We start from the raw sequence: 22,205 nt of genomic DNA, 5'->3' as shown, positions 1-22,205 counted from the left end.
CACCTCAGAGTGTTCCTACAGCTTTGCTGATTTTAACGACGCATTATCGACTGTTACATGCTGTTTACCACAACATGCCTACAGGCGCTTGAGGCATGAAAAGGCTTTCACTTTTCTAACCAGTGCGCATTTCTGATAATAGGTGCTGGCAAAAAGCCTTTATTCGGCTCACTATTTGTCACAGATTTGACGCCAAGGAACCGGCGACCCTGAGGCACTATAAGTACCCTTGTCCACGCAGCGGTTGAACATTTTGCAGTCGTCGCGGTCGTACCATCACCGTGCGGGCAATCTGAGAACCGCTCCCCCTGAACCAGAAGAACCGGTCAATTATATGCGCCCAATGAAACAGGCTATTTACTCAAGCCGCACCGCTGACAAATTCGTCGTCCGCCTGCCAGACGGAATGCGTGAGCGCATTGCCGAAGTAGCGCGCAACCACCACCGCAGCATGAACTCCGAGATCATTGCCCGCCTCGAGCAAAGCCTTATTCAGGAAGGCGCGCTGGGTGAAGAACTGAGCATGCGCCTGGACAGCCCTGAGCTGAGCCTTCACGAGCGTGAACTGCTGCAGCGTTTCCGCCAGCTTTCCCACCGTCAGCAGAACGCTCTGGTAGCGCTGATCGCCCACGATGTCGAAATGGCTGCCGACGCTTCCTGATCCATCAGCCACGCAGCAAAAAGCCAGCTTTCGCTGGCTTTTTTTGTGCCTGCCGATCAGCGCAGATCAAAGCAGGAAGACAGTCGCCAGGCCCAGGAAGATGAAAAAGCCGCCGCTGTCGGTGACGGCAGTGATCATCACGCTGGCGCCCATGGCAGGATCGCGCCCTAGACGCATCAGGGTCATCGGGATTAACACGCCCATCAGCGCCGCCAGCAGCAGGTTCAAGGTCATTGCACCGGTCATCACTACACCAAGCGACCAACTGCCGTACAGCCAATAGGCAACCGCACCGATCACCCCGCCCCAGACCAGGCCATTGATCAACGCCACCGCCAGCTCCTTGCGCATCAGGCGCGCGGTATTGCCGGGACTGACCTGATCCAGCGCCATGGCACGAACGATCATGGTGATGGTCTGGTTGCCCGAGTTGCCACCGATGCCAGCCACGATCGGCATCAGCGCGGCCAGTGCCACCAGCTTTTCGATCGAGCCTTCGAACACACCGATGACCCGAGACGCCAGGAAAGCAGTGATCAGGTTGATCGCCAACCACGCCCAGCGGTTGCGCAGCGAACGCCAGACCGAGGCGAAGATGTCTTCCTCCTCGCGCAGACCGGCCATGTTGAGCACTTCGCTTTCGCTCTCTTCGCGGATCAGGTCGACCATTTCATCGATGGTCAGACGGCCGATCAGGCGATCGCTCTTGTCCACCACCGGCGCCGAGACCAGGTCGTAACGCTCGAAGGCCTGGGCCGCGTCGTAGCCATCTTCCTCGGGACGAAAGCTGACCGGGTCGGTCGCCATGACCTCCGCTACCTTCTTATCCGGGTCGTTGACCAGCAGCCGCTTGATCGGTAACACGCCCTTGAGAATGCCGTCGTAGTCGACCACGAACAGCTTGTCGGTGTGGTTGGGTAGCTCCTTGAGGCGGCGCAGATAGCGCAGCACCACTTCCAGACTGACGTCTTCGCGGATGGTCACCATCTCGAAGTCCATCAGCGCACCGATCTGCTCCTCGTCATAGCTCAGCGCCGAACGTACACGCTCGCGTTGCTGGGCATCGAGGGTTTCCATCAGTTCATGGACGACGTCACGCGGCAGCTCTGGCGCAAGGTCCGCCAGTTCGTCGGCGTCCATTTCCTTGGCCGCGGCGAGGAGCTCGTGATCGTCCATGTCGGCGATCAGGGTTTCCCGAACGGCGTCCGAGACTTCCAGCAGAATGTCGCCATCGCGATCCGAGCGCACCAGCTGCCAGACCGTCAGGCGGTCTTCCAGGGGCAAGGCTTCGAGGATGTAGGCGACGTCGGCGGGGTGAAGGTCATCGAGCTTGCGTTGCAGCTCAACCAGGTTCTGCCGGTGAACCAGATTCTCGACCAGATCGTGGTGTGGGCTTTCCTGGCGGTGCGTGAGGTCTTCGACGATGCGCTGGCGTTGCAGCAACTCGATGACCTGGGCAAGGCGGTCTTGCAGGCTTTCCTGCGCTTTCTTTACTTCGATTTCGGTCATAGGCGAACTCCACTCCCAGCAGCGGAGCACGCCGGGAGAATCAATCGGTCAGATCAGGCTTGATGAGGCTTATCGACAAGTAACTACTGGGTAAGTCCATGGTGGGATTCCACAAGCCCCGGCGGGGCTGACGGGCGCAATCATACACTGCCAAAGCGGCGGGTTCGCTTAAATTTTTTCGCATGAACAAGCGCTTGCAGACTGAAGCTATGACAACACGCACAAGATTCAGTGCGTATCGGCGAGCCGGAAATGACTGCCGCTGCGCAGTTTAGCGAGGGGGTTGGACAGAAACGTGAATGGCGGGCAATAAAAAGCCCGCTTGATCAAGCGGGCTTCTTTGAAAGTGGCGGACCCAAGAGGATTCGAACCTCTGACCGCTCGGTTCGTAGCCGAGTACTCTATCCAGCTGAGCTATGGGTCCGTGGTGGTAGTTTTAGACCAGATACCGCTGGCTGTTGAAGTTGCCTTGATGCACAAAGCCACTTCAAAAGTGGCGGACCCAAGAGGATTCGAACCTCTGACCGCTCGGTTCGTAGCCGAGTACTCTATCCAGCTGAGCTATGGGTCCGTAGTGGTAGTTTTAGGCCAGATACCGCTGGCTGTTGAAGTTGCCTTGATTCACAAAGCCACTTCAAAAGTGGCGGACCCAAGAGGATTCGAACCTCTGACCGCTCGGTTCGTAGCCGAGTACTCTATCCAGCTGAGCTATGGGTCCGTGTCTTGCAGCGCATTATAGTTTGCTGAGCGTATTTTCCAAGTTATTTTTCGTTTAAATTCAACGAGTTAACAACTTCGATCATTCCAGCAAGCTTTGCGAAATAATGGCGGTGAGGGGGGGATTCGAACCCCCGATACCCTTGTGAGGTATACTCCCTTAGCAGGGGAGCGCCTTCGGCCACTCGGCCACCTCACCGCAACACGGGGCGTATATTAACCAGACCCCTCCCCGTTTGCAAACCTTTTTTCTAAAAAAAACCGATAAAAATTAAAGGCTTGGTTCGTCGTCCTTCTCTTTCTTGATCCGCAGGTAGATTTCTTCACGGTGCACGGCCACTTCCTTGGGCGCGCTGACACCGATACGAACCTGGTTGCCTTTGACCCCCAGAACGGTAACGGTGATTTCACCGTCTCCAATGATCAGGCTCTCGGCGCACCGACGAGTCAGAATCAACATAGCTTTCTCCTCAAACAATCAATCAGGGATAACAGTCGTTGTGCAGCAGGGCCTAGGCCCGTGGAACGGTCGTGCCGGCAAGGACAGGAGCAGGCACGAGCGCCAGAAACGCGAAAGGGCGCGGCAAGCCGCGCCCTTTCCAGGGGCGTGTCACTCGCCCTGGCGAGCCGGAGCATCCAGCTCGAAAGCGGTGTGCAGCGCGCGCACCGCGAGCTCCAGGTATTTCTCTTCGATCACTACCGACACTTTGATCTCCGAGGTGGAGATCATCTGGATGTTGATGGTCTCCTTGGCCAGGGCTTCGAACATGCGGCTGGCGACACCTGCGTGGGAACGCATGCCAACGCCGACGATGGACACCTTGGCGATCTTCAGGTCACCGATCACTTCACGCGCGCCGATTTCACGGGCGGTGTTTTCCAGCACGCTCAGCGCCTTCTCGTACTCGTTGCGGTGGACGGTGAAGGTGAAGTCGGTGGTGTTATCGTGGGCCACGTTCTGCACGATCATGTCGACTTCGATGTTCGAAGCGCTGATCGGGCCGAGGATCTTGAACGCCACACCCGGGGTATCGGGTACACCGCGAATGGTCAGCTTGGCCTCATCGCGATTGAAGGCGATACCGGAGATGATCGGCTGTTCCATGGATTCCTCTTCGTCAATGGTGATGAGGGTACCCGGACCCTCCTTGAAGCTGTGCAGCACGCGCAGCGGAACGTTGTACTTGCCGGCGAACTCCACCGAGCGAATCTGCAGCACCTTGGAGCCGAGGCTGGCCATTTCCAGCATTTCTTCGAAGGTGATCTTCTCCAGGCGCTGGGCCTGAGGTACCACACGCGGATCGGTGGTGTAGACGCCATCGACATCGGTGTAGATCTGGCACTCGGCGGCCTTCAGGGCCGCAGCCAGGGCAACGCCGGTGGTGTCCGAGCCGCCACGCCCCAGCGTGGTGATGTTGCCGTGCTCGTCGACGCCCTGGAAGCCTGCGACCACCACCACGCGACCGGCCGACAGATCGGCGCGGATCTTCTGGTCGTCGATCTGCAGGATACGCGCCTTGTTGTGCGCGCTGTCGGTGAGGATGCGCACCTGGTTGCCGGTGTAGGACACCGCCGGCACGCCGCGCTTGATCAGGGCCATGACCAGCAGCGCGATTGTCACCTGCTCACCGGTGGACACGATCACGTCCAGCTCACGTGGGTCGGGCTTGTCGCTGATCTGCCTGGCCAGGTCGATCAGGCGATTGGTTTCGCCACTCATGGCCGACAGCACGACCACCAGGTCGTCGCCCGCCTCGCGGAATTTCTTGACCTTGTCGGCAACCTGCTCGATCCGCTCGATGGAACCGACAGAGGTGCCGCCAAATTTCTGTACGATCAACGCCATTTCAAAGGTGCCTCAGCCCCCCAGGGGCCCCAGTAAACAATCCATCATGCGCCGTGCGCCGCCGCAGTCGGACGCCTTGCCGACACCGGCAAGGCCCGATACGCAGCAGCGCACGGCGCATCTCAAAGTCCCTGCTCGGCGAATGGCACGGCCAAGGCCAGGGCCTTGTCCAGTGCAGCGACGTCCACGCCGCCGCCCTGGGCCATGTCCGGACGACCACCGCCTTTGCCGCCCACTGCCGCAGCGGCTTGCTTCATCAGGTCGCCAGCCTTGAGTTGGCTGGAGAGGTCCTTGGTCACGCCGGCCACCAGCACGACCTTGCCCTCATGCTCGCTGCCCAGCAGGATCACTGCATGGCCGAGCTTGTTCTTCAACTGATCGACCAGCGCCAACAGTGCCTTGCCGTCCTGTCCGTCGAGACGGGCAGCGAGCACCTTGGCACCCTTGACCGCAACGGCCGCATTGGAGAGATCATCCCCGGCGGCGCTGGCGGCCTTGGCCTGCAGCTGTTCCAGCTGCTTTTCCAGCTGACGGTTGCGCTCGAGCACCGCCGACAGCTTGTCGATCAGGTTGTCACGGTTACCCTTGACCAGCTGCGCGGCTTCCCTGACCTGCTCTTCGGCAGCATTGAGGTAGGCCAGCGCCGCTGCGCCGGTGACCGCTTCGATACGGCGCACGCCGGAAGCGACACCGCCTTCGCTGATGATCTTGAACACACTGATGTCGCCGGTGCGCTTGGCGTGGATACCGCCGCACAGCTCGACCGAGAAGTCGCCGCCCATGCTCAGCACGCGCACGGTATCGCCGTACTTCTCACCGAACAGCGCCATGGCGCCCTTGCGCTTGGCCGTCTCGATGTCGGTTTCTTCGGTGAGCACTTCGGTGTTGCGACGGATTTCGCGGTTGACGATGTCTTCCAGCGCCTTGATCTGCTCGGGCTTGACCGCTTCGAAGTGGCTGAAGTCGAAACGCAGGCGCTGGCTGTCGACCAGCGAGCCTTTCTGCTGCACGTGCTCACCGAGCACCTGACGCAGCGCTTCGTGCAGCAGGTGGGTGGCCGAGTGGTTGAGCGAAGTAGCTTGTTGCACCTCGGCCTCGACTCGCGCCTGGACCTCGGCATCGTGTGCCAGCACACCGCTGGCCATGATGCCGTGGTGCAGGAAGGCGCCGCCGGTCTTGGTGGTGTCACGCACCTCGAAGCGAGCACCGCCCACCTCAAGTACGCCAACGTCGCCGATCTGGCCACCGGATTCGCCGTAGAACGGCGTACGGTCGAGAATCACCACGCCCTCTTCGCCTTCGCCCAACTGCTGGACGGCCTGGCCGTCCTTGTACAAGGCAACGACCTTGCCCTGACCTTCGGTGGCGGCGTAACCGAGGAACTCGGTGGCGCTGTCGACCTTGACCAAGCTGTTGTAGTCCATGCCGAACGCGCTGGCAGAGCGGGCGCGCTCACGCTGGGCGTCCATTTCACGCTCGAAGCCTGCCTCGTCGATGGTCAGCTCGCGCTCACGGGCGATGTCGGCGGTCAGGTCCATGGGGAAGCCGTAGGTATCGTAGAGCTTGAACACCACATCGCCCGGCACGACCTTGCCGTCCAGTTGTGCGAGGTCCTGCTCGAGAATGCGCAGGCCCTGCTCGAGAGTCTTGGCGAACTGCTCTTCTTCGGCCTTGAGCACGCGCTCGATGTGCGCCTGCTGGCTCTTGAGTTCAGGGAAGGCATTGCCCATCTCGGCCACCAGGGCCGCGACGATCTGGTAGAAGAAGCTGCCCTTGGCGCCCAGCTTGTTGCCGTGCCGGCAGGCGCGACGGATGATCCGGCGCAGTACGTAGCCACGGCCTTCGTTAGACGGCAGCACGCCGTCGGCAATCAGGAAGCCGCACGAGCGGATGTGGTCAGCGACCACCTTGAGCGACGCCTGGGCGTCGTTGCTGCAGCCAATGGCCTTGGCCGAGGCGGCCAGCAGGCTCTGGAACAGGTCGATCTCGTAGTTCGAGTGCACATGCTGCAGGACGGCGCTGATCCGCTCCAGGCCCATGCCGGTGTCCACCGACGGCGCTGGCAGCGGGTGCAGCACGCCGTCGGCGGTGCGGTTGAACTGCATGAAGACGTTGTTCCAGATTTCGATGTAACGGTCGCCGTCTTCTTCCGGCGAGCCAGGCGGGCCACCCCAGATGTCGGCGCCGTGGTCGTAGAAGATTTCCGTGCACGGGCCGCACGGGCCGGTATCGCCCATGGTCCAGAAGTTGTCGGAGGCGTATGGCGCGCCCTTGTTGTCACCGATGCGGACCATGCGTTCGGCCGGTACGCCAACGTCTTTGGTCCAGATGTCGTAGGCTTCGTCGTCGGTGGCGTAGACCGTGACCCAGAGTTTGTCCTTGGGCAGGTTCAGCCATTTTTCCGAGGTCAGGAAGGTCCAGGCGAAGGTGATCGCGTCGCGCTTGAAATAGTCACCGAAGCTGAAGTTGCCGAGCATTTCGAAGAAGGTATGGTGGCGCGCGGTATAGCCGACGTTTTCCAGGTCGTTGTGCTTGCCACCGGCACGCACGCACTTCTGGCTGCTGACCGCACGGGTGTAGGCGCGCTTTTCCTGGCCCAGGAAGCAGTCCTTGAACTGGTTCATGCCGGCATTGGTGAACAGCAAGGTCGGGTCATTGCCCGGGATCAGCGAGCTTGAAGCCACTCGAGTGTGACCCTGCTCTTCGAAGAAGCGAAGGAAGGCTTCACGGATTTCTGCGCTTTTCATAGGTTCTTCCACGGAAACGGCGGCCCCTTGGGGCAAACGCGTCGACGAAACGACGGCAAAGGGCCGCATTATATCGGTCCTGCAAGCTCGGTGCAGTGTGTTTTATGCGTTGGAAAGCGTCGAATGAACGGCTTTTCAGGCGGATGCGAAGCAAAACGGCATGCCGCGATGCTAAATGCAGCCTCTCGCCACTGGCAAGCCAATTACCGCCCAAGGCTGGGGAAAAGGAAACAGGCGGCGAATTAAAAGGTTTTCATGCGCCAGCGCGAGGTTGCCCTCGGCGGCCCCCGCTCAGCCCAGCTCGCTGTCGCTTGCCGGTACGATGAGGATGCCCGCGCGCAGGCCGTTGCGCACATGTGGATTGGGAAAGATGATCCGCGCGCCCTGCTCTTCCACCACCCAGCGGCTGTGCGCCAGGTCTTCGGCGAGCACATAGCCAGGGGGCAGTTCGGAGAAATTTTCGATGTTGTCAGGCAGGTGCAGGCGGAACTGATCGCTGTGCTTGATCACCTCGCGCGCCACACTGAACAGCTGCAGGCCCTCGAGCGCATCATCGATGGCCGGCTCGCAGCCCTCGATCAACTGCTCCAGGCGCAAACGCAGGCGGTCGAGGTCGACCATGCCGTTATGCCCGAACGGGCGTGCCTTGCCCAATTCCAGTGTGAAGGCCTCGGCGCCGAGGCGCTCGTAGGTGAAGGCGCTGAAGGTGATGGAAGACTTGCGTTGCAACAGCACGGCCTGCACCCCGGCCGCTTTCAGCCGAGCCAGTTGCTGGCGCGAATGGGCACGGCCCTCCTGGTACGGATACAGCGCGAACTGTTCGATTTTCGAGCCACGAATGGCGGTGTGCAGGTCGTAGTGCAGGCGGCTGCGTTCGGGGAGGCTGAAAAACACCCGGGCGAACTGTTCCAGCTCGGCCGCGCGCATGGCTTCAACGCCACTGGCAGACTCGTGACGAGCATTGAACAGGCGATTGATGTCCTGCTCGACGTAGCGCTCGCCACGGCGAATGGCCGCCGGGTTGCCGAACAGGAACAGGATGCGCGCACGGGGCTTGAGCCGGCCGCTGGCGACCGCGCCAAGCAGCTCGTCGAGCAACTCGATGGGCGCGGTTTCGTTGCCGTGGATACCGGCCGAGAGCAGCAGGTCGAGGCCGCTGTCGGTAGCCGCAGGTGGACGCACTTCCAGAGCGCCCTCGCCGAGCCAGCGCAGGCGCACGCCCTCGACAGTCACTTGGGTCTTGTCGGCCGGCTCGCGACCGGCCAGCGTCAGTTCAAGCAATTTGCCGAGGGAAAGCATAGGGCGCTTCCTTAGTGGTGATGACCGCAATCAGGGCCGTGCACGTGATCGTCTTCATCGATCTCGGCGGCTTCCATTTCCAGTTGCAGGCTGACCAGGTTGGTGGCCATCGGCCGCAGCAACAGGTTGGCATATTCGCTGTCGCCCTCGGCGACATCGACACCGATCAGCAGTTGGCCGCGGCCATCTTGCTGAATCCAGACTTCCTTGCCTTGCCACAGTACGGCAAAACGATTACAGGAGGTTTCCAGCTGGGTGCCGTCGTCATCTTCGAGGATCAGGCGCAGAGCATCGGACATTACAGGGTCTCTCTTCAAGGTTGGCGTTGGAACGGATAGACCGCGCCCAACTGGAGGATTCGGGTCAGCTCGTCGAGGGCGCAGCGCGATTCGTCGAGCAGGTGTGGGTCAGCCAGGTCGGCGTCGGTGAGGCGGTCGCGGTAGTGCCGCTCGACCCAATGCAGCAAGGTGGCATAGAGGGCGTCATCGAGGATCACCGCAGGGTTGACCGCGGCCAGCTCTGTTTCGTTGAGCGCCACGCGTAAACGCAGGCACGCCGGACCGCCCCCATTGCGCATGCTCTGCTTGAGGTCGAACACCTCGATCTGCCGCACCGGCCCGCCCTGGGCCAGCAGCTCGCCGAGGTAGCCCCAGACCCGTGGGTTGTTGCGACACTCTTCCGGTACCACCAGCAGCATCGAGCCGTCTTCACGGCTGAGCAACTGGCTGTTGAACAGGTACGAGCCCACCGCGTCCTGCACGCTCACCGCGGCGCGCGGCACGTTGATGGCGTGCAGTTGACCGCCCCGGGCGGCGAGCTTGGCCTGCAACTCGCCAAGCATCGCTTCACTGTTGAGGAATGCGTCCTGGTGATGGAACAGCACCTCGCCATTGCCCACAGCGATGACATCGTTGTGGAACACACCCTGGTCGATCACCGCCGGGTTCTGCTGGGCGAAGACCACGCCATCGCGGCTCAAGCCATGCAGCCGGGCCACCGCCTGCGACGCTTCCAGGGTCTGCCGGGCTGGGTAGACGGTGGGCGCCGGCAAGCGGCTGTCAAACGCGCTGCGGCCATAGACAAACAGCTCCACCCCGGCCTCGCCATGGTGTGCGCAAAAGCGCGTGTGGTTGGCCGCGCCTTCATCGCCGAACTGCGCCACCGCCGGCAAGGCCGGGTGATGGGCAAAGTGCTGCGGGTCGTTGAACATCGCCTGCAGCACACGGCTGGTGGTCGGGTGCTCGAGGCTGCGGTGGTATTTGCAGTTGAGGTTGGCGGCAGTGAAATGCACGCGCCCATCGGCGGTGTCGGCACTGGGGCTGACCGTCGCAGCGTTGGCCACCCACATGCTCGATGCCGAACAACTGGCCACCAGCAGCGGCATCGCGTCACGCGCGGCACGGCGAATCACTTCGGCGTCGCTACCGGTAAAACCCAGGCGACGCAAGGCGGCGATGTCGGGGCGCTCCTGGGGGGCGAGCACGCCCTGGACGAAGCCCAGGTCGGCCAGCGCCTTCATCTTCGCCAGGCCCTGACGCGCGGCTTCGCGAGGGTTGGAACCCTGTTGGCTGTTGCTCTGCGAGGCCACGTTCCCGTACGACAAGCCGCCGTAGTTGTGGGTTGGCCCGACCAGGCCATCAAAATTCACTTCGAAGGCGTTCATGGGCATGCCTCCACGGCGCGGGTCACAGGCTCACCCCGGGGCTCAAGGTGGCCGGCAAGGTCAATTGTGCAGTTTCCAGCGAGGCCACCGGGTAGGCGCAATAATCGGCGGCGTAATAGGCGCTGGCGCGATGGTTGCCACTGGCGCCGACACCGCCGAACGGTGCGCTGCTGGCCGCGCCGGTCAACGGTTTGTTCCAGTTGACGATGCCGGCCCGACTGCGCAGCCAGAACTGCTGGTAACGCTCGGCCGAATCCGACAGCAGACCGGCTGCCAGGCCGTAGCGAGTGGCATTGGCCAACGCGATCGCCTGCTCGAAATCAGCGTAACGCGTCACTTGCAACAGCGGCCCGAACCACTCTTCGTCGCGCGGCGCGGCGATGCCGCTGACATCGATGATGCCCGGGGTGAGCAGCGCAGCACCGGGCCGTGGCTGGGTCATGGCCAGCAACGCGCTCGCGCCGCTGGCCAGCAGCTCGGCCTGGGCAGCCAGCAGCGCCTGCGCGGCGTCCAGGGAAATCACCGCGCCCATGAACGGCGCCGGCTGCTCATCGAAAGCGCCGACCTTGAGCGTGCGACACACCTGCACCAGGCGTTCGAGCAGCGCATCGCCCCAGGCACCGCGCGGCACCAACAGGCGGCGGGCACAGGTGCAGCGCTGTCCTGCTGAGAGAAACGCCGATTGCACGATGACGTACACCGCCGCGTCGAGATCAGCCACCTCCTCCACCAGCAACGGGTTGTTGCCGCCCATTTCCAGGGCAAGAATTTTCTCGGCACGGCCGGCAAACTGCTGATGCAAGGCGGTGCCGGTTGCGCTGGAACCGGTAAAGAACAGCCCGTCGATGCCCTCGCTGGCGGCCAGGGCGATGCCGGTGTCACGTCCGCCCTGCACCACGTTGAGCACTCCCGCCGGCAGGCCGGCAGCAATCCAGCAGTCGAGGGTCAGTTGCGCGACCTTGGGCGTCAGTTCGCTAGGCTTGAACACCACGCAATTACCCGCCAGCAGCGCCGGAACGATGTGCCCATTGGGCAGGTGCCCAGGGAAATTGTAAGGGCCGAACACCGCCACCACCCCGTGCGGCTTGTGCCGCAGCGCGGCCGTTGCATCGCCCAGCGGCGCCTGTTTCTCGCCGGTGCGCTGGTGGTAGCTGTGCACGGAAATCGCCACCTTGTTGACCATGCTGGTGACTTCGGTGGCAGCCTCCCACAGCGGCTTGCCGGTTTCCTCACCGATGCAGTGGGCCAGCAGCTCGGCATTGGCCTTGAGCTGTTCGGCGAAGGCTTCGAGGAGCTTGATCCGGGCCTCGAGACCCAGTTGCGCCCAGGCCGGGAACGCCTCGCGCGCCGCCCGGACCGCCGCCTCCACCTGGCCTGCCGAGGCGCTCTGGCCCTGCCACAGCACGGCCTGGGTCACCGGATTGAGTGATTGCAACGGGCTGCCCTGGCCGACCTGCCAGTGGCCGCCGAGGTAGTGGGTGGTCATGGCCGAGGCTCCTTGGGCACCGACAGTGGTACCGCACGCACGTGGTCGCCAGCGCCCAGACGCAGGCGCTTGGCAGCCTGCGGATCGACCACCAGGGTGCCTGCGGCAAAGCGTGCCGGTGCTGCGGTGATGCGGCAGTCTTCACGCTTGCGGTTGTGGATCAGGTAGGTCGTGGCATCGTCGCCAGGCGTACCGACCGCCAGCACCAGGGTCTGGCTGTCACGCACGCCGCGAATCTTCGCGGTTTCGCATTCGATAGCAGGGCCGGCGTCGAAAATGTCGACGTAGCCCTGGTGGGTGAAACCCTCGCGCTCGAGCATCGCCAGCGCGGGCTCGGTATCGGCGTGCACCCGGCCAATGACGCTGCGCGCCGCTTCCGAGAGGAAGCAGGTGTACAGCGGGAAGCGCGGCATCAACTCGGCGATGAAGGCGCGATTGCCGATGCCGGTGAGGTAGTCGGCCTGGCTGAATTCCATCTTGAAGAAATGCCGCCCCAGACTCTCCCAGAACGGCGAACGCCCCGAGGCGTCACACATGCCGCGCATTTCCGCGATGACCTTCTTGCCGAACAGCTCACTGAACTCGGCGATGAACAACAACCGCGCCTTGGACAGCAAGCCGCCGTTCAGGCCGCTGCGGTAATCGCCGCGCAGAAACAGCGAACACAGTTCGGAATTGCCGGTGAGGTCGTTGGCCAGAAACAGCGTGGGAATCTCGCGGAAGATCTTCAGCTCCTGCGAGGCGCTGACGGTCAGCCCGACCCGGTAGTTGTACCAGGGCTCGCGCAGGCCGACACCGCCGGCAATGGCGGAAATACCGATCACCAGGCCTTCGTCGTTTTCCAGCACGAACAGATAATCGGCGTCACCCCGCTCCAGCTCGCCGCGAAAGCTCTTCTCAGCCAGTGTCACACGGTGAGCCAGGCGCTCTTCGTTGGCGGGCAAGGTAGTCAACCCGGTGGTGCCGGCACTGCGGGCCAACTCGATCAGCGCGGGCAGGTCGCTGCTGCGGACGGGACGAACGATCATGCTATCTCCTTGTGCGGTGGCCGGTGCCTGCCGCAAAACTCACTGTAGCCAGGCGCTCAGACGGCAACCAGGCGCACGCTGTCTTCATCGCCCACACCCAGCGCATCGGCGGCTTCGATACTCAGGACCAGCGGCTGCCCGGGGCTCCAGTCGAGTTCCAGGACCACGGCGCGAAACTCCTGCAACTGGCCGTTGCACACCAGGTACGGACGCGTGCCGCCAGCCGTGCCTGCCTGCACATCGACTGCGACCACCTGGCTCTGGGCAATCGAGCGAATGCCCGACGTGCGCGCGTGCAGGGTCGGGCCACCATCGAAGATGTCGATGTAGTGCTCGGTTTCGAAGCCTTCACGCATGAGAATGTCGAAGGTGATCTGCGCCCGCGGATGCACCTGGCCCATGGCTTCCTGGGCTTTGTCCGGCAGCAAGGGCACGTAGATCGGATAGTGCGGCATCAGTTCGGCGAGGAAGGTACGGCTCTTGAGCCCACACAGACGCTCGGCCTCGGCGTAGTTGAGGTCGAAGAAGTTGCGCCCGATCGAATCCCAGAACGGCGAGTCGCCCTGCTCGTCGCTTTGCCCGACGATTTCGGTGACCACCGACTCGGCGAAACGCTCCGGGTGCGCCGCCATGAACAGCAGGCGGCCGCGGGAGTTGAGCTCGGCCCAGGGCGTGCCAATCAGCTCGGGCAGCACGTAGAAGCTGGTCAGCAAGCTATTGCCGGTCAGATCGTGACACAGCGACAGCACGTGAATCTTGTTGTGGATCTTCAGCTCGCGCGAGGCGTGCACGAAGGTCTCGTTGCGAAAGCTGTAGAACGGTTCGGAATAGCCGGCCGAGGCGACGATCGCCGAGCAGCCGGCGAGCTTGCCGGTTGCACTGTCTTCGAGGACGAAGAAATAGCGCTCTTCGCCATTGAAGCTCACCTCGGCGGCGAACGAGGTTTCCGAGACGGCGATCTTGTCGCCCAGACGACCCGCGTCGTCAGGCAACGAGGTGACACCGATGGGGCTGTCGGCAGCCAGACGCTGCACTTCATTCAGATCAGCCATTTGCGCGGGGCGCATTACCAGCATGGTGTCACTCCTCTGGGAAAAAGCCGCAGCGCACGCGACGCTGCGGGAAAACGGTGCAGCCGCGGCTCAGCCCTGCGTCAGGCGTGCCACGGCGCGGGCGAAGCGCTCCAGGCCTTCCTCGATGTCAGCGTGCTCGATCACCAGGCTTGGCGCGAAGCGGACCACGTCGGGCCCGGCCTGGAGCACCATGACGCCTTCCTGTTCGGCGGCGTTGAGCACGTCCTTGGCCTTGCCCGCCCAGGCCGGGCTGAGCACGCAGCCGATCAGCAGGCCGACGCCGCGCACCTGGCTGAACAGCTGGTGCTCTTGGCCGATCTGCTCAAGACGGCTCTTGAAGCGCTGATGCCGTTCACGGATGCCGGCCAGGGTTTCGGGCGTGTTGACTACATCGAGCACCGCACAGGCCACGGCGCAGCCCAGCGGGTTGCCGCCGTAGGTGGTGCCGTGGGTGCCGGGGGCGAAATGGCTGGCCAGCGCTTCGGTGGTGAGCATGGCGCCAATGGGGAAGCCGCCACCCAGGCTCTTGGCGCTGGTGAGGATGTCCGGCGTCACGCCGAAATGCTGGTAAGCGTACAGCGAGCCGGTACGGCCGACGCCGGTCTGCACTTCGTCGAAGATCAGCAGCGCATTGTGCTCGTCACACAGCTTGCGCGCGCCTTCCAGGTAAGCCTGATCGGCCGGCACCACGCCGCTTTCGCCCTGAATCGGCTCGATCACCACGGCGCAGGTCTTGTCGGAAATCTGCGCCTTGAGTGCGTTCAGGTCGTTGTAGGCGACATGGCTGATGCCGGTGATTTTCGGTCCGAAACCGTCGGAGTACTTTGGCTGGCCGCCGACGCTGACGGTGAACAGGGTACGCCCGTGGAAACTGTTAACGGTGGCGATGATTTCGTGCTTGTCGGCACCGAAGCGGTCGTGGGCCACGCGACGGGCCAGCTTGAACGCCGCCTCGTTGGCTTCGGCGCCGGAGTTGCAGAAGAACGCGCGGTCGGCGAAGGTCGCCGCCACCAGCTTGTGCGCCAGGCGCAGCGCCGGCTCGTTGGTGAACACGTTGGACACGTGCCAGAGCGTGTTGGCCTGCTCGGTGAGGGCCTTGACCAGCGCCGGGTGGCAATGGCCGAGGGCATTGACCGCGATACCGCCGGCGAAGTCGATCAGCTCGCGCCCGGCCTGGTCCCACACACGCGAACCGGCGCCGCGCACCGGAATGAACGCTGCCGGGGCATAGTTGGGAACCATTACTTGATCGAAGTCGGCACGTTGCACCGGGGCTTGCTCAACGGACATCGGAGTCTCCTGGAGAGGAACGCCGTCCACGGGAGGGTCAGCGTTGGGGAATTGTAAGGACTGCTCGGCGCCGGCCCTTGCCGCCAGGCGACAACTTGTTACAGCGCCAAACCGGCTTTGTACCGGGCTTTCGACAATGCGACAAATGTTGTCGCAAAGGCGCAGTGTACCGGCACAGCGAGGTGGGGTGAACGGGGCAGTTCGCAGACGCCGGCGGCAGTGTTCAGCGCGACGCCAGACAGGGCTTGCGAGACGCTGGCCTGAGCCGCCCTCAACCCTTCTCCACCGGTGCCGAGCTCAGCTCGAACGGGCTGCTGTTGCGCCGCTGGTTGCGGTCTTCGCGGGGGGTGGCGCCAAAGAAATTGCGGTAGGCGCTGGAGAAATGCGGCCCTGACGAGAACCCGCATGACAAGCCGATCTGGATGATCGACTTGCTGGTCTGCATGAGCATCTGCCGCGCCTTGTTCAGCCGCAGTTCCAGGTAGTACTGGCTGGGCACGCGGCTCAGGTACTGCTTGAAGATGCGCTCGAGCTGGCGGCGTGACACGCAGACATGCTGGGCGATTTCATCGGTGGTGAGCGGCTCTTCGATGTTGGCTTCCATCAGCAGCACGGCCTGGGTCAGCTTGGGATGACTTGAACCCAGACGATTCTGCAGCGGAATGCGCTGGCGTTCGCCGCCTTCGCGGATGCGCTCGACCACCAGCTCCTCGGAAACCGCCCCAGCCAGCTCCGCGCCGTGGTCACGGGCCAGCACCGCCAACAGCAGGTCAGTGACCGCCATGCCGCCGCAGGCGGTCAGGCGATCGCGGTCCCAGTCGAACAGATGGCTGGTGGCAAGCACCTTGGGGAAGCGCTCGATGAAATCATCCTGCCAACGCCAGTGCACCGCCGCGCGGTAGCCATCGAGCAGACCCAGCGCTGCCAGCGGATATACCCCCGCCGACAGCCCGCCGATCATGCAGCCGGCGCGGGCGATCTGCTTGAGCGCGGCAGACAACGCAGCGCTGAGCGTCTGGGGCGGCTCATCGGCCAGCAGGAACAGCTTGTGACAGCCCTCCAGGCGCCCGTTCCAGGCCTCGCCAGGCAAACGCCAGGCGTGCTCGGCAGGCGCTTCGGCCTGGGCGAAGACCAGCTCGTAGATCACCTCCGGGTGCACCCGCTGCGCCACCTGCAAGACCTCTTCGGCCAGCGCCAGGGTCAGCGGCCGAGTGCCGGGCCAGATGAGAAAACCGATACGCTGGGTGGTCATAGAGTGCGGTCCGAAGCCTTGAGTCGTTCGAGTCGATAGCGCCAAGGGTAGCCTGCGCAGGATGCCCTATTCTGGTGCAAAGCGGCAGCCTTTACTTCAGGCTGCCGGAAAGGAACTGCTTGAGACGTTCGGATTGCGGATTGGCCAGCACCTCACGCGGGTTACCGGTTTCTTCCACCACACCCTTGTGCAGGAACACCAGCTGGTTGGATACCTCGCGGGCAAAGCCCATTTCGTGGGTCACCACAACCATGGTCCGGCCTTCCTGGGCCAGGCCCTGCATGACCTTGAGCACATCGCCAACCAGTTCCGGATCCAGGGCCGAGGTCGGCTCGTCGAACAGCATCACCTCAGGTTCCATCGCCAGCGCCCGGGCGATGGCCACACGCTGCTGCTCGCCGCCGGACATGTGCCCTGGGTAGGCATCCTTGCGGTGACTCACACCGACCTTGGCCAGGTAGTGCTCGGCCTTCTCCCGCGCTGCCTTCTTGCTCATGCCCAGCACCTGGACCGGCGCTTCGATGATGTTCTCCAGGGCCGTCATGTGCGCCCACAGGTTGAAGTGCTGGAACACCATCGACAGGCGCGAACGCATGCGCTGCAGCTGCTTGGCATCGGCCGCACGCAGTGCGCCGTCCTTGCCGGCGACCAGCTTGAGTTCTTCGTCGTTGAGCAGGATCTTGCCGGCGTGGGGCTGTTCGAGCAGATTGATGCAGCGCAGGAAGGTCGACTTGCCCGAACCGCTGGAGCCGATGATGCTGATCACATCGCCGGCCTTGGCCGCCAGCGAGACGCCCTTGAGCACCTCGTGGCTGCCATAGCGCTTGTGCAGGTCTTGGACTTGAAGTTTGTACATGCGGTCGATTCTCACAGAGCGTTCAGTGCTTGCGCGGCGCCAGATAGCCGAGCCAGCGGCGCTCGGCCAGCTTGAACAGGCGTACGAGGATGAAGGTCAGGCACAGGTAGAACACCCCCGCCGTGATGTAGGCCTCGAAAGGCAGGTAGTACTGGGCATTCACCGTGCGCGCCGCGCCGGTGATGTCGATCAGGGTGACGATCGAGGCCAGGCTGGTGGTCTGCAGCATCATGATCACTTCGTTGCTGTACTGCGGCAGCGCCCGGCGCAGCGCCGAGGGCAGCAGAATGCGCCGGTACATCCTGATCTTGGACATGCCCATGGCCTTGGCTGCTTCGATCTCGCCATGGGGCGTGGCCTTGAGGCTGCCGGCGATGATTTCTGCGGTATAGGCACTGGTGTTGATGGCGAACGCCAGGCAGGCGCAGAAGGTGGCGCTCGACAGCCACGGCCAGAAGATGCTCTCGCGCACCGCTTCGAACTGGGCCAGTCCGTAGTAGATCAGAAACAGCTGCACCAGCATCGGCGTGCCGCGGATCACATAGGTGTAGAGCCACGCCGGCAGGTTCACCCAGGGGTTCTTCGACACCCGCATCAAGCCCAGTGGCACAGCAGCGAGCAGGCCGAAGAACAGCGAAATCAGCAATACCTTCAGGGTGGTCAGCAGCCCGTCCAGGTACAGCGGCATGGCATCCCAGATGACGTTGTAGTCGAAGATCATAGTTCAGCCGCCTTGACGCCCACCGAGTAGCGCTTCTCGAGGTACTTGAGCGCCAGCAGCGAAACACTGGTCAGCACCAGGTACAACGCCGCCACCGCCAGGAAGAAAGTGAAGGGTTCACGGGTGGCATCGGCCGCCTGCTTGGCCTTGAACATCATGTCTTGCAAGCCGACCACGGAAATCAGCGCAGTGGCCTTGGCCAGCACCAGCCAGTTGTTGGTGAAACCTGGAATCGCCAGGCGGATCATCTGCGGCACCATGATGCGGAAGAACACCTGCCAGCTGTTCATGCCGTAGGCAGCACCTGCCTCGGCCTGGCCTTTGGGAATGCCGAGGAATGCCCCACGGAAGGTTTCCGATAGGTAGGCACCAAAAATGAAGCCCAGGGTGCCGATACCGGCCGCCATCGGGTTGAGGTCGATGTAGTCGTCGTAGCCCACCAGCGGGGCGATGCGATTGATGATGTCCTGACCGCCATAGAAGATCAGCAGGATCAGCACCAGGTCAGGGATGCCGCGGATCACCGTGGAGTACAGATCACCCAGCCAGGCGAGCCAACGCACGGGCGACAGGCGCAGCGACACGCCAATCAGACCCAGTACCGTGGCCAGCGCCATCGACGACAAGGCGAGCTGTAGCGTCAGCCACGCCCCGTCGAGGATGACTGCCCCGTAACCTTTCAACATCGTTGCAATTCCTCACGACTTGGAAATGAAAAATGGTGCAAACCACAGCCGTGCTGCCGTTTGCACCATTGCACAGGCGAAACCTGTCTTATTGCGATTCTGGACCGTAGATATCGAAGTTGAAGTATTTGGCTTCGATCTTCTTGTACGTGCCGTCGGCACGGATCGCGTCGATGGCGGCGTTGATGCGCTCGCGGTTGGCATCGTCACCCTTGCGCACGGCGATACCGACCCCGTCACCGAAGTACTTCACATCGGTGAAGGCCGGGCCGACGAAGGCATAGCCCTTGCCAGCTTCGGTCTTGAGGAAGCCGTCTTCAAGCAGGGTGGCATCGGCCACGGTGCCGTCGAGGCGGCCGGCGGCGACGTCGAGGTAGACTTCGTTCTGCGTGCCGTACGGCACCACGGTGGCCCCTTTGGGCGCCAGCACTTCCTTGGCGAAGCGGTCGTGGATCGAACCACGCTGCACGCCGATCTTCTTGCCCTTGAGCTCGTCGAGGCTGTCACCGACGGTAGTGCCATCCTTCATCACCAGACGTGCTGGGGTCAGGTAGTAGCGCTTGGTGAAATCGACCGACTTCTTGCGATCTTCGGTGATCGACATCGACGAGAGAATGGCGTCGATCTTGCGAACCTTGAGCGCCGGAATCAGGCCGTCGAACTCTTGCTCGACCCAGGTGCACTTGGCTTTCATCTGCTCGCACAGGGCATTGCCGATGTCATAGTCGAAACCCGCCAGGCTGCCGTCGGGCTGCTTGAAGGCGAACGGTGGGTAGGCCGCTTCGATACCGATCTTCAGCGGTTTCTCGTCGGCATGCGATACCAGGGACATCACGGACAGCGCCAGGGCGCCGAGCAGTGCAAGCTTCTTCATCAGGTAACTCCATCGGTACGGGGCAATACAGGGCAGCGTAACGGCTGCCAGGTAGGCCAAATGGGTACAGCGTGAGCCACAGGCATCGACCAGAGTCGCAGAGCACAGCGACGTGGCATTTTAACGACAGCGCGCAGGTCGATATTTCTTCAAAGCGACAACTATGTATAGATGCGCATGAATACGTGGAGGACGGCATTGACAGCCCTCGCAGAATATGCAAGAGCGAGAGGAAAACAACCCGTGAATCAAGCAATAAGCGGGCCTATTATTGGCAAAGCCCGGTGCGACGGCAAGTGCAGCGATTCAGCAACCGTCTGCGGAGCAATGATATTGCACCATCGTTCCGCATGTGTGTTTCCCGATGCCCCACTGCGGGGCGAGCGCCGGAATCAGTAACAGTCGTCGCAAATGAAAGGGGCCGCTAAGCGGCCCGCGTGGTGATCGGATCAGGCACTGGCCAGGTTCATGGCCTTGTGCGTGTCGATCAGATGCTGCACCACACCTGGGTCGGCCAGGGTGGAGATATCCCCCAGCGCATCGTATTCGCCGGTGGCGATCTTGCGCAGGATGCGCCGCATGATCTTGCCCGAGCGGGTCTTGGGCAGGCCTGGGGCCCACTGGATGACATCCGGCGAGGCGATCGGGCCGATTTCCTTGCGAACCCAGGTTTTCAACTCCTGGCGCAACTGCTCGCTCGGCTCTTCACCGGCATTCAGGGTCACGTACACATAGATGCCCTGCCCTTTGATGTCATGGGGCACGCCCACCACCGCCGCTTCGGCGACCTTGCTGTGGGCGACCATGGCGCTTTCGATTTCGGCGGTGCCCATGCGGTGCCCGGAGACGTTGAGCACGTCATCGACCCGGCCGGTGATCCAGTAGTAGCCGTCTTCGTCGCGGCGAGCGCCGTCGCCGGTGAAGTACATGCCGCGGAAGGTCTTGAAGTAGGTGTCGACGAAGCGGTCGTGGTCACCGTACAGCGAGCGCGACTGCCCTGGCCAGGAATCGAGAATCACCAGGTTGCCCTCGGCGGCACCGTCGATCAGATTGCCCAGGTTGTCGACCAGAGCGGGCACCACACCGAAGAACGGACGGGTGGCCGAGCCTGGCTTGAGCGCTGTGGCGCCTGGCAGCGGGCTGATGAGGATGCCGCCGGTTTCGGTCTGCCACCAGGTGTCGACGATCGGGCACTGCTGCTTGCCGACCACGTTGTGGTACCAGCTCCAGGCTTCCGGGTTGATCGGCTCGCCGACCGAACCGAGCAGGCGCAGGCTGGAGCCATCGGCGCCGGCGACGGCCGCCTCGCCTTCAGCCATCATGGCGCGGATCGCGGTCGGGGCGGTGTAGAGGATGTTGACCTTGTGCTTGTCGACGATCTTCGACACGCGGGTGATGTCCGGGTAGTTCGGCACGCCCTCGAACAGCACGGTGGTGGCGCCGTTGGCCAGCGGGCCATAGACGATGTAGCTGTGACCGGTGACCCAGCCGACGTCGGCGGTGCACCAGTAGATTTCGCCAGGCTTGTAGTCGAACACGCGCTCGTGGGTCAGCGCTGCGTACAGCAGGTAACCGCCAGTGGTGTGCTGCACGCCCTTGGGCTTGCCGGTGGAGCCGGAGGTGTAAAGGATGAACAGGGTTTCCTCGGCGCCCATTTCCTTCGGCGCGCAGTGCTTGGAGGCCACCGCCATGAGGTCTTCGTACCAGATGTCGCGGTGCTGGTGCCAGGCGATATCGCCGCCGGTGCGCTTGCAGACGATGATCTTCTGCACTGTCGAGGTTTCCGGGTTGGTCAGCGCCAGGTCGACGTTGGCCTTGAGCGGGGTACGGCGCCCGCCGCGCACGCCCTCGTCGGCGGTGATGACCACTTTGGAGCTGCAATCGATGATACGCCCGGCTAGCGCTTCGGGCGAGAAGCCACCGAATACCACCGAGTGGATTGCGCCGATGCGGGCGCAGGCCAGCATGGCCACCACCGCCTCGGGAATCATCGGCATGTAGATGGTCACCACGTCGCCACGGTGCACGTCCTGCCCGCGCAGGGCGTTGGCGAACTTGCAGACGTCTTCGTGGAGTTCGCGGTAGGTGATGTTACGGCTCTGGGTCGGGTCATCGCCCTCCCAGATGATCGCCACTTGGTCGCCACGCTCTTCGAGGTGGCGGTCCAGGCAGTTGTAGGACACGTTCAGAGTGCCGTCGGCAAACCACTTGATGTCGACATGGTGGTCATCGAACGAGGTCTGCTTGACCTTGGTGAAAGGCTTGATCCAATCCAGACGCTGGGCCTGCTCGCGCCAGAAGCCATCCGGGTTGATCACCGACTGCTGGTACATGGCCTTGTAGGTGGCCTCGTCAGTCAGGGTGCTGGCAGCGACCTCGGGACGAACGGGATACAGTGGAGCGGCACTCATCTCTGATACCTCGGTTTAATAGTTGTTTTTGTATGGGACCGTTGTAACGGTAACAGACTTGCGACGGCCATTCGACGTTGGTAGTA

General features: G+C 62.7%; 18 protein-coding genes and 4 tRNA genes. 1 reads left to right on the top strand and 21 read right to left on the bottom strand.

Annotated elements, in window-relative coordinates; translation table 11 throughout:
• Positions 1-334: 334 nt before the first annotated feature.
• A complete protein-coding gene (locus LK03_RS12175) occupies positions 335-661 on the top strand; it encodes an Arc family DNA-binding protein (protein ID WP_027915923.1) in 327 nt (108 codons plus the stop codon).
• Positions 662-727: 66 nt separating this feature from the next.
• Here the strand turns inward: LK03_RS12175 and mgtE are convergent, their stop codons facing one another.
• The 21 genes from mgtE to acs form a co-directional block, all read right to left on the bottom strand.
• Positions 728-2,170: a magnesium transporter gene (gene mgtE, locus LK03_RS12170; RefSeq protein WP_038412636.1), complete on the bottom strand. Its 1,443-nt coding sequence runs from the start codon at positions 2,168-2,170 to the stop codon at positions 728-730.
• Positions 2,171-2,517: 347 nt separating this feature from the next.
• Positions 2,518-2,594, bottom strand: a tRNA-Arg gene (locus LK03_RS12165).
• 70 nt (positions 2,595-2,664) lie between these two features.
• Positions 2,665-2,741 (bottom strand) — tRNA-Arg (locus LK03_RS12160).
• Between the two features lie 70 nt (positions 2,742-2,811).
• A tRNA-Arg gene (locus LK03_RS12155) sits at positions 2,812-2,888 on the bottom strand.
• A 107-nt stretch (positions 2,889-2,995) separates the two neighbouring features.
• A tRNA-Ser gene (locus LK03_RS12150) sits at positions 2,996-3,086 on the bottom strand.
• 72 nt (positions 3,087-3,158) lie between these two features.
• On the bottom strand, positions 3,159-3,347 hold the full coding sequence (csrA, locus tag LK03_RS12145) for a carbon storage regulator CsrA (protein ID WP_028694590.1): 189 nt from the start codon (positions 3,345-3,347) through the stop codon (positions 3,159-3,161).
• Between the two features lie 150 nt (positions 3,348-3,497).
• Positions 3,498-4,733 (bottom strand): aspartate kinase, encoded by a 1,236-nt coding sequence (locus LK03_RS12140; RefSeq protein WP_038412635.1) that lies wholly within the window; start codon positions 4,731-4,733, stop codon positions 3,498-3,500.
• 122 nt (positions 4,734-4,855) lie between these two features.
• The gene (gene alaS / locus LK03_RS12135) at positions 4,856-7,480 is read right to left on the bottom strand and encodes an alanine--tRNA ligase (RefSeq protein WP_038412633.1); all 2,625 of its coding nucleotides are present in this window, start codon (positions 7,478-7,480) and stop codon (positions 4,856-4,858) included.
• A gap of 291 nt (positions 7,481-7,771) precedes the next feature.
• Positions 7,772-8,779, bottom strand: coding sequence for a succinylglutamate desuccinylase (gene astE, locus LK03_RS12130; protein WP_038412632.1), 1,008 nt, complete (start codon positions 8,777-8,779; stop codon positions 7,772-7,774).
• An 11-nt stretch (positions 8,780-8,790) separates the two neighbouring features.
• Positions 8,791-9,078 (bottom strand): topoisomerase II, encoded by a 288-nt coding sequence (locus LK03_RS12125; RefSeq protein WP_028694594.1) that lies wholly within the window; start codon positions 9,076-9,078, stop codon positions 8,791-8,793.
• A gap of 14 nt (positions 9,079-9,092) precedes the next feature.
• Positions 9,093-10,442 (bottom strand): N-succinylarginine dihydrolase, encoded by a 1,350-nt coding sequence (gene astB / locus LK03_RS12120; RefSeq protein WP_038412631.1) that lies wholly within the window; start codon positions 10,440-10,442, stop codon positions 9,093-9,095.
• A gap of 22 nt (positions 10,443-10,464) precedes the next feature.
• Positions 10,465-11,928, bottom strand: a complete 1,464-nt coding sequence (gene astD, locus LK03_RS12115; protein WP_038412630.1) for a succinylglutamate-semialdehyde dehydrogenase — start codon at positions 11,926-11,928, stop codon at positions 10,465-10,467.
• Positions 11,925-12,956, bottom strand: a complete 1,032-nt coding sequence (gene astA / locus LK03_RS12110) for an arginine N-succinyltransferase (RefSeq protein WP_038412629.1) — start codon at positions 12,954-12,956, stop codon at positions 11,925-11,927. Before astA ends, astD begins: the two co-directional genes overlap by 4 nt.
• 56 nt (positions 12,957-13,012) lie before the next feature.
• Positions 13,013-14,032, bottom strand: a complete 1,020-nt coding sequence (aruF, locus tag LK03_RS12105; RefSeq protein WP_038412628.1) for an arginine/ornithine succinyltransferase subunit alpha — start codon at positions 14,030-14,032, stop codon at positions 13,013-13,015.
• Between the two features lie 66 nt (positions 14,033-14,098).
• Entirely contained in the window at positions 14,099-15,319 is a 1,221-nt protein-coding gene (locus LK03_RS12100) for an aspartate aminotransferase family protein (protein WP_038412626.1), read from the bottom strand.
• A 271-nt stretch (positions 15,320-15,590) separates the two neighbouring features.
• Complete coding sequence (argR, locus tag LK03_RS12095) at positions 15,591-16,571, bottom strand: transcriptional regulator ArgR (protein ID WP_038412625.1); 981 nt, start codon at positions 16,569-16,571, stop codon at positions 15,591-15,593.
• A 91-nt stretch (positions 16,572-16,662) separates the two neighbouring features.
• Positions 16,663-17,427, bottom strand: coding sequence for an ABC transporter ATP-binding protein (locus LK03_RS12090; RefSeq protein WP_038412623.1), 765 nt, complete (start codon positions 17,425-17,427; stop codon positions 16,663-16,665).
• 22 nt (positions 17,428-17,449) lie between these two features.
• On the bottom strand, positions 17,450-18,148 hold the full coding sequence (locus LK03_RS12085; protein WP_038412622.1) for an ABC transporter permease: 699 nt from the start codon (positions 18,146-18,148) through the stop codon (positions 17,450-17,452).
• Positions 18,145-18,834: an ABC transporter permease gene (locus tag LK03_RS12080; protein WP_028694603.1), complete on the bottom strand. Its 690-nt coding sequence runs from the start codon at positions 18,832-18,834 to the stop codon at positions 18,145-18,147. Before LK03_RS12080 ends, LK03_RS12085 begins: the two co-directional genes overlap by 4 nt.
• An 88-nt stretch (positions 18,835-18,922) precedes the next feature.
• Positions 18,923-19,708 carry an ABC transporter substrate-binding protein gene (locus LK03_RS12075; protein WP_038412621.1) on the bottom strand — a complete coding sequence of 262 codons (786 nt, stop codon included), beginning with the start codon at positions 19,706-19,708 and terminating at the stop codon, positions 18,923-18,925.
• 449 nt (positions 19,709-20,157) lie between these two features.
• Positions 20,158-22,119, bottom strand: coding sequence for an acetate--CoA ligase (acs, locus tag LK03_RS12070; protein ID WP_038412619.1), 1,962 nt, complete (start codon positions 22,117-22,119; stop codon positions 20,158-20,160).
• Positions 22,120-22,205 lie beyond the last annotated feature (86 nt).

The organism is Pseudomonas cremoricolorata (assembly GCF_000759535.1).
GTDB classification, from domain to species: Bacteria; Pseudomonadota; Gammaproteobacteria; order Pseudomonadales; family Pseudomonadaceae; genus Aquipseudomonas; species Aquipseudomonas cremoricolorata_A.
The sequence above is the reverse complement of the archived record's forward strand: the minus strand, read 5'-3'. Positions and strand labels throughout refer to the sequence as shown.

What these genes read in the sequence shown, in the direction of transcription:
- LK03_RS12175 (WP_027915923.1), top strand. Translation starts at nt 335, where the DNA reads ATGCGCCCAATGAAACAGGCTATTTACTCAAGCCGCACCGCTGACAAA.
- mgtE (WP_038412636.1), bottom strand. Translation starts at nt 2,170, where the DNA reads ATGACCGAAATCGAAGTAAAGAAAGCGCAGGAAAGCCTGCAAGACCGC.
- csrA (WP_028694590.1), bottom strand. Translation starts at nt 3,347, where the DNA reads ATGTTGATTCTGACTCGTCGGTGCGCCGAGAGCCTGATCATTGGAGAC.
- LK03_RS12140 (WP_038412635.1), bottom strand. Translation starts at nt 4,733, where the DNA reads ATGGCGTTGATCGTACAGAAATTTGGCGGCACCTCTGTCGGTTCCATC.
- alaS (WP_038412633.1), bottom strand. Translation starts at nt 7,480, where the DNA reads ATGAAAAGCGCAGAAATCCGTGAAGCCTTCCTTCGCTTCTTCGAAGAG.
- astE (WP_038412632.1), bottom strand. Translation starts at nt 8,779, where the DNA reads ATGCTTTCCCTCGGCAAATTGCTTGAACTGACGCTGGCCGGTCGCGAG.
- LK03_RS12125 (WP_028694594.1), bottom strand. Translation starts at nt 9,078, where the DNA reads ATGTCCGATGCTCTGCGCCTGATCCTCGAAGATGACGACGGCACCCAG.
- astB (WP_038412631.1), bottom strand. Translation starts at nt 10,442, where the DNA reads ATGAACGCCTTCGAAGTGAATTTTGATGGCCTGGTCGGGCCAACCCAC.
- astD (WP_038412630.1), bottom strand. Translation starts at nt 11,928, where the DNA reads ATGACCACCCACTACCTCGGCGGCCACTGGCAGGTCGGCCAGGGCAGC.
- astA (WP_038412629.1), bottom strand. Translation starts at nt 12,956, where the DNA reads ATGATCGTTCGTCCCGTCCGCAGCAGCGACCTGCCCGCGCTGATCGAG.
- aruF (WP_038412628.1), bottom strand. Translation starts at nt 14,032, where the DNA reads ATGCTGGTAATGCGCCCCGCGCAAATGGCTGATCTGAATGAAGTGCAG.
- LK03_RS12100 (WP_038412626.1), bottom strand. Translation starts at nt 15,319, where the DNA reads ATGTCCGTTGAGCAAGCCCCGGTGCAACGTGCCGACTTCGATCAAGTA.
- argR (WP_038412625.1), bottom strand. Translation starts at nt 16,571, where the DNA reads ATGACCACCCAGCGTATCGGTTTTCTCATCTGGCCCGGCACTCGGCCG.
- LK03_RS12090 (WP_038412623.1), bottom strand. Translation starts at nt 17,427, where the DNA reads ATGTACAAACTTCAAGTCCAAGACCTGCACAAGCGCTATGGCAGCCAC.
- LK03_RS12085 (WP_038412622.1), bottom strand. Translation starts at nt 18,148, where the DNA reads ATGATCTTCGACTACAACGTCATCTGGGATGCCATGCCGCTGTACCTG.
- LK03_RS12080 (WP_028694603.1), bottom strand. Translation starts at nt 18,834, where the DNA reads ATGTTGAAAGGTTACGGGGCAGTCATCCTCGACGGGGCGTGGCTGACG.
- LK03_RS12075 (WP_038412621.1), bottom strand. Translation starts at nt 19,708, where the DNA reads ATGAAGAAGCTTGCACTGCTCGGCGCCCTGGCGCTGTCCGTGATGTCC.
- acs (WP_038412619.1), bottom strand. Translation starts at nt 22,119, where the DNA reads ATGAGTGCCGCTCCACTGTATCCCGTTCGTCCCGAGGTCGCTGCCAGC.